We start from the raw sequence: 16,490 nt of genomic DNA, 5'->3' as shown, positions 1-16,490 counted from the left end.
ATGGGACCTCCATGGTCAGCCTCCCGCACCACAAACTGCAAAGGAATACGTAAAGCTTCCGATGTAGTGGACTGGCCCGTTATCTACCCTCACCGGCAACACGACGGAGAGGCGGGGGCCGATGAGAATCAGCGGAAGAGGGACCGCCGCCCTCGCGGTGGCGGCGGTCATGTTCGGCGGCGCGTGCGGGGGGTCCCCGGAGGCGCCGGCGACGAGCGAGTTCTCGGTCGCGCTGACCGAACCCGACCATCTCACTCCCGGCAACACCTCGAGCAGTTACTCCCAGACCGTGATCGACGCGCTCTTCGACACGCTGGTCTACATCGACGCGCAGGGCAAGCCGCAGATGCGGGCCGCCGAGTCGGTGACCAGCACTGATCAGAAGGTCTGGACGATCAAGATCAAGCCGGGCCGGAAGTTCGGCAACGGCGAGCCGGTCACCGCCCAGAGCTTCGCCGACTCGTGGAACGCCGCGGCCTACGCCCCGAACGGCTGGACCAACAACTACTACTTCGCCAACATCGAGGGCTACGACGCGCTCAACCCCGAACAGGGCGACCCGGCGGCCGACACCATGACCGGGCTCAAGGTGGTCGATCCGAACACGCTGGAGGTCACGCTCACCGGGCCGTTCAGCCAGTTCCCCGTGACGCTGGCGTGGATGGCGTTCGTCCCGATGCCGAAGGCCGCGTTCACGGACCTCAAGGCCTACGACCAGGCGCCCATCGGCAACGGCCCCTTCGTCCTCGACGGAGCGTGGCAGCACAACCGGCAGATCAAGATCAAGAAATCCCCGACGTACACCGGTGAGCGCCCGGCGCGTTCCGACGGCGTCCTCTTCAAGATCTACGCCAGTCGCGACACCGCGTACACCGACCTGCGGGCCGATCGGGTCGACCTGCTGCAGACCATCCCGCCGGCGAGTGCGTCCGAGGCGAAACGGCTGCTCGGCGACCGGTTCCTCGCGACACCCGGCGGCACGATGGACTACCTCGGCTTCCCGCTGTTCGACAAGCGGTTCGCCAGCGCGGATCTGCGCCGGGCGTTCTCGATGGCCGTCGACAGGAAGGCGATCGTGGACGCCGTCTTCAACGGGGCGTTCCAGCCCATGTCGTCGCTACTCGCGCCGCTGGTCCCCGGGTACCGGGCGGACGCCTGCGGCGAGGCCTGCGTCTACGACCCCGCGAAGGCCAAACAGCTCTTCGACCAGGCGGGCGGATTCAGCGGCACCCTGAACCTCTACTTCTCCAACGCCGATCCCAGCTACGAGCAGTGGATGACGGCCGTCGCCAACCAGCTCAAGCAGAACCTCGGCATCCAGGACATCACGTTCAAGAAGCTCCCGGCCGCCGACTACCTCCCGACGCTCCGGGCGCACAAGCAGGACGGTCCGTACCGCAACAACTGGGTGATGGACTACCCGAGCCCGCAGGACTACCTCGAGTACATGTGGGGCGCGGGCAACCGGATGGGCTGGGAGAACAAGGAGTTCGACGACCTGATCAAACAGGCGAACGCGGCGCCGAGCTTCGACGCCAGCCTGCCGATCTACCAGCAGGCCGAGGACATCGCGCTCGCCGAGATGCCGATGATGCCGCTGTGGAACTGGCAGGACCAGATCGGCTACTCCTCCCGGCTCGGCGACGTCCAGATCACCCCCTACAGCGCCAACCTCGACAAGATCACGGTCAAGCGGCAGTGAGGTACGCCGCGCACCGCCTGGCCCAGGCCGTGCCGGTGTTCTTCGCGACCACCTTCGTGATCTACGCGATGGTGTTCGTGCTCCCCGGCGACCCGATCCTCGCGCTCGCCGGCGACAAGCCGGTGCCGGACCAGGTCCTGGACGTCATGCGGGAGCACTATCACCTCGGCGACCCGCTCCTGGTCCAGTACGGCCGCTACATGCTCGGCCTGCTGCACGGCGACCTCGGAGAGACGTTCACCGGCCAGCCGGTGAGTGAGCTCCTCCAGGACCGCTGGGGGGTGACCGCCCAGCTCGCGACGACCGCATGGATCTTCGAACTGGCCGTCGGCGTCGGCCTCGGCGTCGTCGCCGGGGTGCGGAAGGGCGGGATCGCCGACACCGCCGTCCTCGCCGGGACGACGTTCGTCATCGCGGCGCCGGTGTTCGTCGTCGGCTACACGGCCCAGATCGTGCTCGGGCTCAACCTGGGGCTGTTCCCGACGGCGGGGACCGACGAGGGCTGGCCGGGCAGCTACCTGCTGCCCGGAATGGTCCTCGGCTCGTTCGGGCTCGCCTACGTCGCCCGCCTCACGCGGACCGCCCTGGTGGAGAACCTCCGGTCCGACTACGTCCGCACCGCCACGGCGAAGGGCCTGCGCAGAAGACGGGTGGTCGGTCTGCACGCCCTGCGCAACTCGCTGATCCCGGTGGTGACCTTCCTCGGCGTCGACTTCGGCAACCTGATGGCGGGGGCGGTCGTCACCGAGGGCATCTTCAACCTGCCGGGGATCGGCCAGCAGGTGTTCCAGTCGATCCAGCTCCAGGAGGGGCCCGTCGTCGTCGGCGTCACCACCGTGCTCGTCATGATCTTCATCGTGGCCAACCTGGCCGTCGACCTCCTGTACGGCCTGCTCGACCCGAGGATCCGCCGTGCTCGCGCGTGACGCCTGGCGGGAGATGCGCGGCCGGGCGGTGTTCTGGCTGTCCGCGGTCGTCCTGGCCGTCGCCGTCGCGATGGCGGCCGTCCCCGGCGTCTTCGCGGCCATGGGCCCCAACGACGGTTGCGACCTGCGCATGTCCAAGAAGGGCCCCGCGTCCGGCGCGGCCTTCGGCTACGACCTCCAGGGATGCGACTACTGGTCGCAGATCGTCCACGGCACGCGGGCGTCGATCATGATCGGCATCGCGGTCACGGTCGCCGCCCTGGCCATCGCGATCGTGCTCGGCCTGCTCGGTGGGTTCTACGGAGGACTCCTCGACGCGCTCATCTCGCGGGTGACCGACGTGTTCTTCGGCATTCCCTTCGTGCTGGGCGCGACGGTCGTCCTGGTGGCCTTCCCCGACCACGGCATCTGGGCGATGACGCTGGTGCTCGTCCTGCTCGGATGGACCACGATGACCCGCCTGATGCGCGGCCAGGTCATCGCCGTCCGGAACATGGACTTCATCGAGGCGGCCCGCATGCTTGGCGCGAGCGACCGGCGGATCATGTTCCGGCACATCCTCCCGAACGCGATCGCACCGGTCTTCGTGGTGGCCATGCTCAACGTCGGCAACGTCATCGCCGGCGAGGCGACCCTCGACTACCTGGGCGTCGGCCTGCAGTACCCCGACGTGTCATGGGGTCTGCAGCTCAACGTGGCCCAGTCGTTCTTCGCCGAGTACCCCCACCTGCTGATGTTCCCCGCGTTGTTCCTCACCGCGACCGTGCTGAGCTTCCTCATGCTCGGCGACGTCGTCCGCGACGCCCTGGACCCCCGCCTGCGCTGACAGGCAGGCGCCGGCACGCCGTCTCCGAGGATGGGCTCACGGGGCGCCGGTGCGGGTGGCGCCCTCCGGCCAGAGGATCCTGACCTCGATCGAGCGCCGCCGCGCCGCGCTGACGACCTCGGCCGTGCCGCCCTGCCCCTGCGCCGGCCGGCCGTCCCACACCGCGATCAGCAGGTCGACGTCCACGAGCAGGGCCGTGTTCGCCGCGTGGTAGGTCGCCGGAGTGGGGGCGTCGTACGGCAGGTGGAGGACCCTGCGCGCCAGCCCGAGCAGTCGCTCGAACGCCGCGCGGTCACGGGCGGGCAGGCAGCCGCCGTAGTCTCGGGCGGGGACGATCGCCTCCAGCGTCCCTCCGAGGCGCAGCACCAGGTCCGCGAAGATCTGGTCGGCGCCGGGCGCCAGGCACGAAACCCCGACGATGGCGGGAGCGTGCTCGGCGAGCTCCCGCCGCATCGCGGAGCCCACCAGGTCGGTGGTCGCGGGGGTCAGGTCACGGTGGCCGGTGACCGCCACACGCAGCCCTTCGCCCATGGTCCACCTCCCATGAACGTTTCTACCCGCTCGTGAGGCCGCCCGCGCCCGCGGATTCCGTGGAGGAATCCGCCGCCGGCCGCGTGCCTGATCGCGCGTCCGGTTCCGTGGCAGGCTCCGCGGCGAGCAGCCGGTCGAGCACGCGGACGCCGAACTCCAGGCCCTCGACGGGGACCCGCTCGTCCACGCCGTGGAACATGCCGAAGTAGTCGAGGCCGGGCGGCAGCAGGAGGGGAGCGAAGCCGTACCCCTTGATCCCGATCCTGGCGAACGACTTGGCGTCGGTCCCGCCCGTCATGACGTACGGCACGGGCCTGCCCGTGGGGTCCTCCGCGAGCAGGGCGGCGGCCAGGTCGTCGAAGAGCCCGTCGGCGGGGGAGGACACGCCCTCCTCGAAGCTGACGAACTCCCGGGTGACCTTGGGCCCGAGCAGCCGGTCGATCGTCGCCAGGAACTCCTCGCGCAGGCCCGGCAGGAACCTGCCGTCGACGTGGGCCTCGGCCGTGCCCGGGATGACGTTGACCTTGTATCCCGCGTCGAGCATCGTCGGGTTGGCGGAGTTGCGCAGCACGCCCTTGAACAGGATGCCCGCACGGGGCAGCCGCTCGATCTCCTCGTCCAGCCGTTCGAGGTCGATCGGCGTGCCCAGAGCCTGGGACAACTCGTCGATCAGCCGCGCCACTTCCGGCGTGAGCCGTACGGGCCACCGGTGGTCGGCGATCCTGGCGACCGCCCGGGCGAGCTCCGCGACCGGGTTGTCCACCGCGGGCTTGGAGCCGTGCCCGGCCACTCCCCGCGCGGTGAGCCGCATCCACGCCGTGCCGCGCTCGCCGACGGCGATCGGATAGATCCGGGTGCCTCCGTCGTGCCAGCTGAAGCCGCCCGACTCGCTGATGGCCTCGGAACAGCCCTCGAACAGTTCGCTATGCCGCTCGACCGCGTGGCCCGCGCCGTACTCGCCGGTCGCCTCCTCGTCGGCGAGGAAGGCCAGCACGAGGTCGCGCTTGGGTCGCCTGCCCTGTCTCGCCCAGGCGAGCGTCATGGCCAGCGTGCCCTTCATGTCGACGGCGCCCCGGCCGTGCACGCACCCGTCCAGCACCTCCCCGGAGAAGGGGTGGATCCGCCACTCGGACGTGTCGGCGGGAACCACGTCGAGGTGCCCGTGGATCAGCAGCGCGTCGTCGCTGTCACCGGGGATCCGCGCGACGACGCTCGTCCGCCGCGGCGCCGACTCGAACACGATCGGCTCGATACCGGCCTCGTCGAGCAGCCCCGCGACGTACTCCGCGGCCCGCCGCTCACCCGGCCCGTCGCCCGTGCCGTCGTTGGTGGTGTCGATCCGCAGCAGGTCCGAACAGATCGTCGCCACGTCGGTCATGTCGTCTCCTCACCTCGTCCGCCCGTGTCGGGGGCGCCTGTGCCTTCCAGGGTGAGGGGGGGAACCTCCGGCGTCGGAAAACCGAAGATCAGGCCATAGAAGGCGAGTTCTGTCTCCAGGACGCTGACGATCGTCTCCTCGCGCCGCCATCCGTGCTGTTCCCCGGGGAAGGCGCGGTACGCCCACCGGCCCCCGTGCCGCGCCAGGGCCGCGACGAACCGCTCGGACTGCGACGGGTCGACGACCGCGTCCTCCATGCCGTGCATGAGCAGAGCCGGACCGGACGCCCGGCCGGCGTGCAGCACGGGGGAGCGGTCGGCGTACCGCCGGCCGGTCTCGGGAAGCGGTCCGATCAGCCCGTCCAGGTACCGCGACTCGAAGTCGTGCGTCTCGGCCGCCCAGCCCTCGGGGTCGGAGATGCCGTAGTGCGAGACCGCGCCGCAGAACACGTCGCTGTGCACGAGGGCGGCCAGCGAGGTCCATCCGCCGGCGCTGCCGCCCCGGATCGCCACCTTCTCGGCCCGCCCCGACGTGATCAGCCACCGTGCCACGGTCTCACTGTCGCGGACGTCCACGACCCCCCAGTTGTGTCTGAGCCGCTCGCGGTAGGCCCTGCCGTACCCGGAGGAGCCGCCGTAGTTCACCTCCGCGACGCCGATGCCCCTGCTCGTGAAGTAGGCGACGGTCAGATCGAGGATCGGGGCGGCCGAACTGGTCGGGCCGCCGTGGACGAAGACCACGTACGGCGCGCGTCCGTCAGGCCGCGCGCCGGGGGCCCCCGCGGCGGCGCGCGGCGCGTAGAGGTGGACGTGCACACCTTCGATCGTCACCGGCTCAGGCGTGGGCAGCAACTCGGCCGGCGGCAGCGTCTTGGCCGCCGACAACACGGTCGGCGCACCGGTCTCCACATCGATGCGGACCACCTCATGCGGCCTGTACGGCGACGCGCCCACGCCGAGCACGTACCGGCTGTCGGCGGACACCGTCGGGCTCCAGAACGCGTAGGAGCCGCCGATGTCCCTGATCGGGGTGCCCGCCTCGGGGTCGTCGATCACGCCGAGGCGGCGCTCGTCCGCCGTCCCGTGCATGGCGACGATCCTGTGTCCGGCGAGGGCGAAGAAGGTGTTCCCGATCCTCCAGGAGGCGTCCCCGAACTCCTGGTCCATCGGGGTCAGATTGCGGCTCGTGCCGTCCATGCCGACGAGGTGGATGTTCCACCATCCGGTCGGGTCGGCCACCGCGTAGAGGCTGCCGGAGTCGCGCCATTCGGCCTGCACGATCGACATGCGGCCGTCCTCGCCGCCCATGAGGACCCGGTACGGGCCGCCCTCGGCGGGCGCGACGCAGAGCTCTGTGGCGTCCCACGGCATGTCCGGGTGATTCCAACCGATCCACGCGATGTGCTGCCCGTCGGGCGAAATGCGTGGATTCATCAGGAAATGATGGGACTTGATTAGGCTGCGTATCGGGGAGACGCCGTCGAGGGGAACCGCCACGATCTCCCTCGTGACCTCGCGACCGCCGCCGATCTCGCGGACGCACAGGATCTCGCCGCCCTGGCCCCCGCTCTCCCCGTCGCCGGGTCCGTGCCTGTTTTCGTGGACGACGAGGTCGCCGTAGCGCGCCGGGCCCTCCGGAGTGAGCGGGACGGGCTCCTCGCCGGGGGCGCACACGTAGATCCGCCCGTCGTCCCAGTTGGTGAAGATCAGCCGGCCCCGGTGCGATCGCCATGATCGCCCGCCGTACTCGATGACCCTGTTCCTGGCGTTCCAGCCTTGCGGGAGCACGTCCTCGACCGTCCCGCTCGCCGTCCTCCGCACGACGCAGCGGCGGCCGCCTTCGTGCGGCCGCGACTCATCCCACCAGGCCTCATCGCCTGATATTTCGACCCATAGTGGGTGGTCATCCGTACGAGCGACGTCGGAGGCGTGAATTCTCACCAGTTTCCCTCGGAGTCTGGAAGTGGAATACCGGGCGGATGCACCACATGGACGATGCCCCCGCTGCCTCGCTGCCAGACCCCCTCGAAGGCGGCGCGCGGGTAGATCCTCCGCACGGCGTCGTCCGTCGGCGCCGCGGGGTCGTTGACGACCACGTCGCCTCCCGGGGTGAAGCCGACGACCACCATGAGGTTGCCGCTCGTCGAGTATCCCGAGCCGGGCAGTTCGTGATCCCGGAAGGACTGCGAGGTGATGACCGGGATGGCGGACGAGATGAACTTCTCCAGCTCATTCAGCGAGCGCAACCGGGTCACGAACCCATCGAGCCCGTACCGGCCCGCATACGCGACGCAGAAGGGCCAGTTGCCGGTGCCCTGATAGCTGTGGTCGTACACGTCACGGGCGGCGTGGTCGACCGAAGGGCACGGATCGTCCGGCCGGACCCAGCTCAGCTCGGCCGGTGCGGGCCCCCGCCCCCAGTAGCTCAGCACCATGGCGAGCGAGGCGGGTCCGCACCACGCGTCCCCGCCCCCGTCCCATTCCGGGTAGTGCCCCGCATGGCTCTTCTGCGACCTCGGCGGCACGTCCAGCTCGACGCCCCCGGTTCCCGGCGCGCTCGCCCGGCTCCCCGGCCGTACGGCCGACGCCATCACGCCGATCGAGCCCACGCGGGCGCCCTCGCCGTACAGGGTGACCCGGATCCGGTAGGCCGTGACGGGCCGGGCGGCCACGAAGGTGTCCACCGCGACGTCGCCGTCCTCGTCGCCCTGGCCGGGCAGGGACGTGCGGTGGATGTCGGTGTCGCCCTCCGCCCAGCGGGCCATCACGTACCACTTGGTGAGCGCGCCGCTCGTCGTGCGGGCCCGCAACTCGATCTCCAGCCACGTGCCGGGGGGCGTCCGCGCGATCCATGAAGGCACCAGGGCGGTCGCGGGGAAGCCGATCTCCCGCTCCTCGGAGGTCCATCGGATGTACGGCCAGGCCGTGGTCCTCCCGGCCCCGAAAGGGTCGGTGTATGTCGCCACCCCGCTCTCCCGCGGTTCGACGGCCCACCGGTGAAGGACGACGCGGCTCAGTCCGGCCGGCAGCAGGGTGACCACCTCGCCGATTGTTGTTTCCACCCTGATGGGGCACATCGGATGGTTTACGTATCCGTCATATGGAACGTTACAGGGCTGCCCTGGCGGTGGCTCACGGTGACCGTCCACCGTCAGACGGGAGGACGACGCCGGGCGGCGGGGGTGCGACGCAGGGTGGACGGAACGGCGTGGGGGCTCCCTCGGACGGAACGGCGGAGGGGCTCCCCGGGGAACCCCTCCGTCGTCTCGCGGCCCGCGTTCGGACAGCGCCCTGCCGCTCAGTCGAGGGCGCTCAGTCGAGGGCGCTCAGTCGAGCGGCGCGACGACCGTCCCCGCGCCGACGGTCCTGCCGCCTTCACGGATGGCGAAGCCGAGGCCCGCCTCGATCGCCACCGGCCTGCCCAGCTCGACGGTCACTTCGACCGTGTCGCCCGGCAGCGCCACGACCGTGCCGGGCTCCGTCCCGGGCTCCGTGCCGAGGCCCGTGCCGTCTCCTGGTCCGGTCAGTTCCATCCGGCCGGGCATGTCCGCCGTCCTGAGGAAGAACTGCGGGCGGTAACCGCTGACGACGGCCGTGTGGCGCCCGCCCTCGGCGGCCGTGAGCAGGTACACCCGGGCCGTGAACCGCCGGTGAGCGGTCTGGCTGCCGGGGGCCGCCAGCACCTGGCCGCGCCGCACCTGCTCGCGGCGGACACCGCGGAGCAGCAGGGCGGCGTTGTCGCCGGCCTCGCCCCTCTCCATGGTCTTGCCGAAGGTCTCCACCCCGGTGACCACGGCGGTGACGCCCTCGCCGATCCCGACCGCCTGAACGGTGTCGCCGACCTCGACCGTGCCGCGCTCGATCGCCCCGGTGACGACCGTCCCGCGGCCGGTGACGGTGATGACGTTCTCCACCGGCAGCAGGAAGGGCGCGTCCGTGTAGCGGACCGGCACCGGGACGGTGTCGTCGACGGCCTCCAGCAGGGCAACGATGGACGCCTCCCACTCCGGGTCGCCCTCGAGCGCCCGCAGCCCGGACACCCGCACGACCGGGACGTCGTGGTAACCGTGCTCGGCGAGCAGGTCCCGCAACTCCAGCTCGACCAGGTCGGCCAGTTCGGGGTCGGCGCCGTCGGCCTTGTTGAGCGCGACGACGACGTGCTCCACCCCCACGCGGTGGGCGAGCAGCACGTGCTCCCGGGTCTGCGGCATGATCCCGTCCAGGGCGGACACCACGAGGATCGCACCGTCGAGCTGAGCCGCCCCCGTGATCATGTTCTTCACGTAGTCGGCGTGGCCCGGCATGTCGACGTGGGCGTAGTGCCGGGTGGCCGTCTCGTACTCGACGTGGGAGATGTTGATGGTGATCCCCCGCAGGGCCTCCTCAGGAGCCCGGTCGATCCGGTCGAACGGCACGTACTTCGCGCCGCCCCGCTCGCTGAGAACCTTGGTGATGGCCGCCGTCAGCGTCGTCTTGCCGTGGTCGACGTGCCCCATCGTGCCGATGTTGATGTGTGGCTTGGCCCGTACGTAGGCCTGCTTGGCCGTGTTGGTGGCCATGTCCCTGTTCCTTCGATGCTCGTCTGAGATCGTGACCCGCGCGGATGGTCGACCCCTCCCCGCCGGGTCACTGAGGACGAACGGGAAAGGGTCAGCGCTCCGCGCCGTCGAGCGGCATCGAGGCACGCGCCGGTGCGCCCGCGGTGGCGGGCGTCACGAGGAGGGCGTGCCGGAACATGTGTTCATGATCTCGTGGCACCCGGAGGCGGGGCAACCGGTTTTCCGCGGGACCGGCTCAGAGGTAGAGCCCCGTTTCCGCGGGACCGGCTCAGAGGTAGAGCCCCGTTTCCGGGGAACCGGCGGGAACCGCGGTGGGCTCGGGCACCCGCCCCTCGCGGAGGGCGAAGAGCTCGGCCAGCGTGGCGCCGTCCGCCCCGATGCCCTCGCGGCCACCGAGCCAGGTCGCGGCCTGCTCGGCGTCCAGCTTGCCGACCTCGATCTGGGCGAGACACCTGCCGGGCCGTACGACCGCGGGGTGCAGCCGGTTGAACTCCTCGTTCGTGGTGATGGCGACGAGCACGTCCCTGCCCTGCCCGAGCAGGCCGTCGGTCAGGTTGAGCAGACGCGACAGGCCCTGGCCCGTCGACTGCTTGGCCTCGGTGCGGATCAGCTCGTCGCAGTCCTCCAGGACGAGCAGCCGCCAGCGGGTCCCCTCCTGGTCGGGCCCGTCATGGCCGACCGCCACGCTCATCAGGTAGCCGGGACTGCCGAAGAGCAGTTCCGGGTCCAGGACGCAGTCGACCTGGCACCATGACGCCCACTCGCGCGCGAGGCTGCGCAGCAGCGTCGTCTTCCCCGTGCCCGGCGGGCCGTGCAGCAGGAGGAGCCGGCCGGAGATGTCGTCCGGAGTGACGGCCATGAGACCGTCGAGCCGGTCGGCGGCCGCCCGCGAGTAGTTCCGGCGCACCGACTCCCATGTGGGCGTGCTGATCGGCTTGTTGGAACGGCGCGGCCCGTGGGCGGACATCCACCAAAAGCCCATCTCGACGTGATCGTCGTCGTCGGGCGCCGGTTCCTCGGCGTCGCGGATCGCCTCTTCGAGGACCGAGAAGACCAGGTCCTCGCTGACGGCGGTGACCGTGACGGTGGCCGACCGGTTGCCGTGGCGGACCACGCGGAGCATCCAGCCGTCACCCTCGATGAGCTTGGACTCGAGGCCGTCCACGTGCTGGGCGACACGCAGCACCCGCCCGCCCGCGGCGGTGAGCAGGGCGTCGGAGCGCACGCGGTCGAGGTTGGCGGTGCGCGACCACGGCTGGGCGCCGGTCGCGAAGGGCGACAGGGCCAGGGCGTCGATGACGTCGGCCGGGCTGTCGCCGTCGTCCAGCCACACCCGCATCGGCAGGGATTCGGGCACCGGACGCTGTGGCGCGGACGCCGGAACCGGCTCTGAGCTGGGGGAGAAGTGAACCTCCTTAAGAACGGACATGTTTCCATGATCTCCGGCAGGGATCCCGATGTCGATTGATTTACCGGAGTCGTCGGCATTACCGAGTGTTTAGGCAGGCGGATATCGGTAAAAGGGCATACCTGTTGGACCGATCCCGATTACGATCAACCCGCAAATTTAATCCCCCTGGTGGAGAACGCTGTGGCCATCGATCTCGTGACCCGTGCCGAATGGGGAGCCCGCGCCCCCAAAGGTTCCTACTCCTCACTCGCCTCCACGAAGGGCGTCAAGGTCCACTACACCGGCGGGCGGGTAGACCCCGCGATCGTGGACGACCACAAGAAGTGCGTCGCCATGGTGAAGTCGATCCAGAACTTCCACATGGACGGCAACGGCTGGCTCGACATCGGCTACTCGATGGTCGCGTGCCCGCACCGGAAGGTCTTCGTCGGGCGCGGGCCCAAGCACCTGCCCGCCGCCAACGGGGCCGGGCTCAACTCCGGCCACTACGCCGTCCTCGCCCTCGTGGGCAACTCCGGGCTCGTCAAGCCGAGCGACACCCAGCTTCTCGCGATCCTCGACGCGATCGAGTACCTCCGCGACAAGGGGAACGCGGGCAAGGAGATCAAGGGGCACCGCGACGGGTACTCGACCGACTGCCCGGGCGACCAGCTCTACGCCTGGGTCAAGAAGGGCGCCCCCCGGCCCGGCGGCGGCACCCAGAACCCTCCGCCCTCGACGCAGGCGCCCAAGTACCCCGGCCGCCTGCTGAGGTACCCGCCGATCATGCAGGGCGACGACGTCCGCAAGTGGCAGGCCCAGATGAAGAAGATCGGCTACGACATCGTCGCGGACGGCTACTACGGGCCCAAGTCCAAGGCGGTGTGCGTCAAGTTCCAGAAGGAAGAGCGGCTGGAGGCGGACGGGATCGTCGGCCCGATCACATGGAAGGCGTCCTTCGCCGCCAAGTGATCAGCCGCGTGATCAGCCGCGTGATCAGTTGTGTGATCGGACGACTGATCAGGACGGCGGAAGACGCAGGTTCGGCCAGGCCGGCCGTACACCCCGCCAGAGCGGGACGCGGCCGGCCGGAACGGCCGCGACACGCTAAGCGGGGGCCCATGGCGTTGATCGCCCCGGGCTCGGCTTAGCATCCGGTGCATGACGGTGCCGCCTCACGATCTCGCCGACCTCGTCTCGGACTTCCCGCCCGCCTCCCGGGAGCAGTGGCGGGACCTCGCCCTGGGCGTGCTGAGGAAGTCCGGGCTCGCCGTTCCGGCTGACACGCCGGGCGAGGCCGCCGGCTCAGGCGGCTCCGGCGACGCCGCCGGAGTGGAGGCGGCCCTGTCCACCACGACCTATGACGACGTCCGGATCGCGGCGCTCCACGACCCGTCCGACCTCCCGGAAGGGCCGCGCGTCGTCCGCTCGACCGGCCGGTGGGACGTACGGCAGCGGCACGCGGATCCCGATCCCGACGTCACCCGGGCGGCGATCCACGCCGATCTGGAGAACGGCGCCACGTCGATCTGGCTCGACCTCACCGCCCTGGACCCCACGGCGCTTCCCGACGTGCTCCAGAACGTCTACCTCGACCTCGCCCCCGTGATCCTCGACGCGGGCAGCCGTACGGGCGAGGCCGCGGAGATCTTCCTCGACCTCGCGGCGGGGACCGCACTGGCGGGAGGCAACCTGGGCGCGGATCCGATCGGTCTCGCCGCACGGTCGGGCGTGCCCGCCGGTGACATGGGAGGGGCGGTGTCGCTGGCCCGTCGTTGCGCGGACGACCATCCCGGCCTGCGCGCGATCACCGTCGACGCGCTCCCGTATCACGACGCGGGCGGCGGCGACGTGGAGGAACTCGGCTGCTCGGTCGCGACGGGGGTGGCCTACCTGCGCACGCTGACGGACGCGGGGATGCCCGTGGAGAGGGCGCTCGAACAGCTGGAGTTCCGGTACGCGGCCGGCGCGGACCAGTTCCTCACGATCGCCAAGCTCAGGGCGGCCCGGAGGATGTGGGCGCGCGTGGTCCAGGTGGTCGGCGGCTCGGCGGAGCAGCGCCAGCACGCCGTGACCTCCTCGGCCATGATGACCGTCCGCGACCCCTGGGTGAACATGTTGCGCACCACCCTCGCGTGCTTCGGCGCGGGCGTGGGCGGGGCCGACGCGGTGACCGTCCAGCCGTTCGACGCGTGCCTGGGCCTGCCGGACGGGTTCGCCAGGCGGATCGCCCGCAACACCCAGTCCCTGCTGATGGAGGAGTCGAACGTCGCCCGGGTGATCGACCCGGCGGGCGGTTCCTGGTACGTCGAGCGGCTCACGGCCGACCTGGCAGGCAAGGCGTGGGAGTGGTTCCAGGAGATCGAGCGCGCGGGCGGGATGGCCGACGCGCTGGAGCGGCTCGTCCCCGAACGCCTGGCGGCCACCCGGGCGAGCCGGGCCGCGAACATCGCGCACAGGCGCGATCCCATCACGGGCGTCAGCGAGTTCCCCGACCTGAAGGAACGCCCGGTCACCCGGAAGGGCGGTCACGGGCTCGCGCGGCGGGCCGTGCACGGAGGCCTTCCCGCCGTGCGGTACGCCGAGGAGTTCGAGGCGCTGCGCGATCTGGCCGATGCGCAGGAGGCCCGCCCCACCGTGTTCCTCGCCACCATCGGCCCCGTGGCCGTCCACACCGCACGGGCCTCGTTCGCGGCCAACCTCTTCGCGGCCGGAGGGATCGCGACCGTGACCAGCGGGCCGGGCACCGACCCTGCGGCCATGGCCGAGGCCTTCCGCGACTCGGGCACCTCCATCGCGTGCCTGTGCTCCAGCGACCGCCTGTACGGCGAGCACGCGGCGGCCGTGGCGGGTGCGCTCAGGGAGGCCGGGGCCGCCACGATCTGGCTGGCGGGAAAGGGCCACTATGAGGGTGTGGACGCCACGCTCCACGCCGGATGCGACGTGCTCGACGTGCTCCGCACGACCTTCGACGACCTGGGAGTGAGCCGATGATTCCGGATTTCTCGGCAATTGGGCTGAGGCCGGAGGCGGAAGCCGTACCGGATCTCGGTGCCCTGCCCGGCGCCGGCGTGCCTGATTCCGGTGCGCCCGGCTCCGGCGAACAGGCGTGGGAGACGCCCGAGGGGATCGCGGTCAGGCCGTTGTACACAGCCGCCGACCTCGACGGGCTGGATTACCTGCCGACCTATCCGGGCATCGCGCCGTTCCTGCGCGGGCCGTACCCGACCATGTACGCCACCCAGCCGTGGACGATCCGCCAGTACGCCGGGTTCTCCACGGCGGAGGACTCGAACGCCTTCTACCGGCGCAACCTCGCCGCCGGGCAGAAGGGGCTGTCCGTCGCCTTCGACCTCGCGACCCACCGGGGCTACGACTCCGACCACCCCCGGGTCGCGGGCGACGTGGGGATGGCGGGCGTGGCCATCGACTCCATCTACGACATGCGGCAACTGTTCGACGGGATCCCCCTCGACCGGATGAGCGTGTCGATGACCATGAACGGCGCGGTGCTGCCGATCCTCGCGCTGTACATCGTGGCGGCCGAGGAGCAGGGGGTGACGCCCGACCGGCTCGCGGGGACCATCCAGAACGACATCCTCAAGGAGTTCATGGTCCGCAACACCTACATCTACCCGCCGGGCCCGTCGATGCGGATCATCTCCGACATCTTCGAGTACGCCTCGCGGAACATGCCGAAGTTCAACTCGATCTCGATCTCCGGCTACCACCTCCAGGAGGCGGGGGCGACGCTCGACCTGGAGCTCGCCTACACGCTCGCCGACGGGGTGGAGTACCTCCGCGCGGGCGTGGGGGCCGGGCTGGACGTCGACGCGTTCGCGCCGCGCCTGTCGTTCTTCTGGTGCATCGGCATGAACTTCTTCATGGAGGTCGCCAAGCTCCGCGCAGCCCGCCTGCTCTGGGCGACCCTCGTGAAGGGGTTCGGCGCGAAGAACCCCAAGTCGTTGTCGCTGCGGACGCACAGCCAGACCTCCGGCTGGTCGCTGACCGCGCACGACGTGTTCAACAACGTGGTCCGCACCTGCGTCGAGGCGATGGCCGCCACCCAGGGGCACACGCAGTCCCTCCACACGAACGCGCTGGACGAGGCGCTCGCGCTGCCGACCGACTTCTCGGCCAGGATCGCCCGAAACACCCAACTGCTCCTCCAGCAGGAGTCGGGGACCGGCAGGGTGATCGACCCCTGGGGCGGCTCCTACTACGTGGAGCGGCTGACCTACGAGCTCGCGCGCAAGGCGTGGGGCCACATCCAGGAGGTCGAGAAGGCGGGCGGCATGGCCCGCGCCATCGGCGAGGGGCTGCCCAAGCTGCGCATCGAGGAGGCCGCCGCCAGGACCCAGGCCCGGATCGACTCCGGCCGCCAGCCGGTCATCGGGGTCAACACGTTCCGCCCCGAGGCGGACGAGCCCATCGAGGTGCTGAAGGTCGACAACACGGCCGTGCGGAACCAGCAGATCGAGAAGCTGCGCAGGCTCCGCGAGGAGCGTTCGCCCGCCGCGGTGGCCGAGGCGCTGGAGGCGCTGACGAAGGCGGCGGCCGGTGGCGGAAACCTGCTGGAGCCGGCGGTGGCCGCCGCCCGCGCCAAGGCCACCGTCGGTGAGATCTCGGACGCGCTGGAGAAGGTCTTCGGACGGCACGCCGCGGAGATCCGTACGATCTCCGGTGTGTACCGCCAGGAGGCCGGCGACGCGGTGGACGAGGTCCGCGCGGCGTGCGCCGAGTTCGAGAAGGCCGAGGGCCGCAGGCCCCGGATCCTGGTCGCCAAGATGGGCCAGGACGGCCACGACCGCGGCCAGAAGGTGATCGCGAGCGGCTTCGCCGACCTGGGCTTCGACGTGGACGTCGGCCCGCTGTTCCAGACGCCCGAGGAGGTGGCGCGCCAGGCCGTCGAGGCGGACGTGCACGTCGTCGGCGTCTCGTCGCTGGCCGCGGGGCACCTGACCCTGGTGCCCGAGCTGAAGCGGGCCCTGGGCGAGCTGGGGGCGGACGACATCATGATCGTGGTCGGTGGCGTGATCCCGCCGGGTGACATCGACGAGCTGAGGGCCGCGGGCGCCGCCGCCATCTTCCTGCCCGGCACGGTGATCGCGGACGCCGCCCTCGAGCTCCTCAAGGACCTGTCCACCGGCCGCCACCCCTCCTCTCCGTGACGACCCCT

The 16,490-nt window shown here is 70.7% G+C and carries 12 protein-coding genes; 6 read left to right on the top strand and 6 right to left on the bottom strand.

Annotation, left to right across the window (positions count from 1 at the left end):
• The first annotated feature begins 121 nt into the window (after positions 1–121).
• Genes Psi02_RS32410 through Psi02_RS32400 form a run of 3 tightly spaced genes read left to right on the top strand, consistent with a single transcriptional unit; the run spans position 122 to position 3,454 of the window.
• Positions 122–1,702 carry a peptide ABC transporter substrate-binding protein gene (locus tag Psi02_RS32410; protein ID WP_203979647.1) on the top strand — a complete coding sequence of 527 codons (1,581 nt, stop codon included), beginning with the start codon at positions 122–124 and terminating at the stop codon, positions 1,700–1,702.
• Positions 1,699–2,628, top strand: coding sequence for an ABC transporter permease (locus Psi02_RS32405; RefSeq protein WP_239095354.1), 930 nt, complete (start codon positions 1,699–1,701; stop codon positions 2,626–2,628). Before Psi02_RS32410 ends, Psi02_RS32405 begins: the two co-directional genes overlap by 4 nt.
• Positions 2,615–3,454, top strand: coding sequence for an ABC transporter permease (locus Psi02_RS32400; RefSeq protein WP_239095353.1), 840 nt, complete (start codon positions 2,615–2,617; stop codon positions 3,452–3,454). Before Psi02_RS32405 ends, Psi02_RS32400 begins: the two co-directional genes overlap by 14 nt.
• Positions 3,455–3,490: 36 nt before the next feature.
• Here Psi02_RS32400 and Psi02_RS32395 read toward each other — a convergent pair whose 3' ends face one another.
• The 6 genes from Psi02_RS32395 to Psi02_RS32370 all read right to left on the bottom strand — a co-directional run bounded on the left by Psi02_RS32395 (position 3,491) and on the right by Psi02_RS32370 (position 11,350).
• Positions 3,491–3,985 (bottom strand): hypothetical protein, encoded by a 495-nt coding sequence (locus Psi02_RS32395; protein ID WP_203979646.1) that lies wholly within the window; start codon positions 3,983–3,985, stop codon positions 3,491–3,493.
• A 22-nt stretch (positions 3,986–4,007) separates the two neighbouring features.
• Positions 4,008–5,363 carry a M20/M25/M40 family metallo-hydrolase gene (locus tag Psi02_RS32390; RefSeq protein ID WP_203979645.1) on the bottom strand — a complete coding sequence of 452 codons (1,356 nt, stop codon included), beginning with the start codon at positions 5,361–5,363 and terminating at the stop codon, positions 4,008–4,010.
• The gene (locus Psi02_RS32385) at positions 5,360–7,183 is read right to left on the bottom strand and encodes a dipeptidyl-peptidase 5 (protein WP_239095352.1); all 1,824 of its coding nucleotides are present in this window, start codon (positions 7,181–7,183) and stop codon (positions 5,360–5,362) included. Before Psi02_RS32385 ends, Psi02_RS32390 begins: the two co-directional genes overlap by 4 nt.
• A 116-nt stretch (positions 7,184–7,299) precedes the next feature.
• Complete coding sequence (locus Psi02_RS32380; RefSeq protein WP_239095351.1) at positions 7,300–8,424, bottom strand: C39 family peptidase; 1,125 nt, start codon at positions 8,422–8,424, stop codon at positions 7,300–7,302.
• 264 nt (positions 8,425–8,688) lie between these two features.
• Positions 8,689–9,921 carry an elongation factor Tu gene (gene tuf / locus Psi02_RS32375; protein WP_203979643.1) on the bottom strand — a complete coding sequence of 411 codons (1,233 nt, stop codon included), beginning with the start codon at positions 9,919–9,921 and terminating at the stop codon, positions 8,689–8,691.
• 268 nt (positions 9,922–10,189) lie between these two features.
• A complete protein-coding gene (locus Psi02_RS32370) occupies positions 10,190–11,350 on the bottom strand; it encodes a DUF5925 domain-containing protein (protein ID WP_239095350.1) in 1,161 nt (386 codons plus the stop codon).
• Positions 11,351–11,500: 150 nt separating this feature from the next.
• Between Psi02_RS32370 and Psi02_RS32365 the strand changes: the two genes are divergently transcribed.
• The 3 genes from Psi02_RS32365 (at position 11,501) to scpA (ending at position 16,482) form a co-directional block, all read left to right on the top strand.
• Complete coding sequence (locus tag Psi02_RS32365; protein ID WP_239095349.1) at positions 11,501–12,283, top strand: peptidoglycan recognition protein family protein; 783 nt, start codon at positions 11,501–11,503, stop codon at positions 12,281–12,283.
• A gap of 189 nt (positions 12,284–12,472) precedes the next feature.
• The gene (locus tag Psi02_RS32360; RefSeq protein ID WP_203979642.1) at positions 12,473–14,305 is read left to right on the top strand and encodes a methylmalonyl-CoA mutase family protein; all 1,833 of its coding nucleotides are present in this window, start codon (positions 12,473–12,475) and stop codon (positions 14,303–14,305) included.
• Positions 14,302–16,482 carry a methylmalonyl-CoA mutase gene (gene scpA / locus Psi02_RS32355; protein ID WP_203979641.1) on the top strand — a complete coding sequence of 727 codons (2,181 nt, stop codon included), beginning with the start codon at positions 14,302–14,304 and terminating at the stop codon, positions 16,480–16,482. Before Psi02_RS32360 ends, scpA begins: the two co-directional genes overlap by 4 nt.
• The last annotated feature ends 8 nt before the right edge of the window (positions 16,483–16,490 follow it).

It is taken from the genome of Planotetraspora silvatica, from assembly GCF_016863315.1.
GTDB lineage: Bacteria > Actinomycetota > Actinomycetes > Streptosporangiales > Streptosporangiaceae > Planotetraspora > Planotetraspora silvatica.
This window is presented reverse-complemented; position numbering and strand designations above follow the sequence as displayed.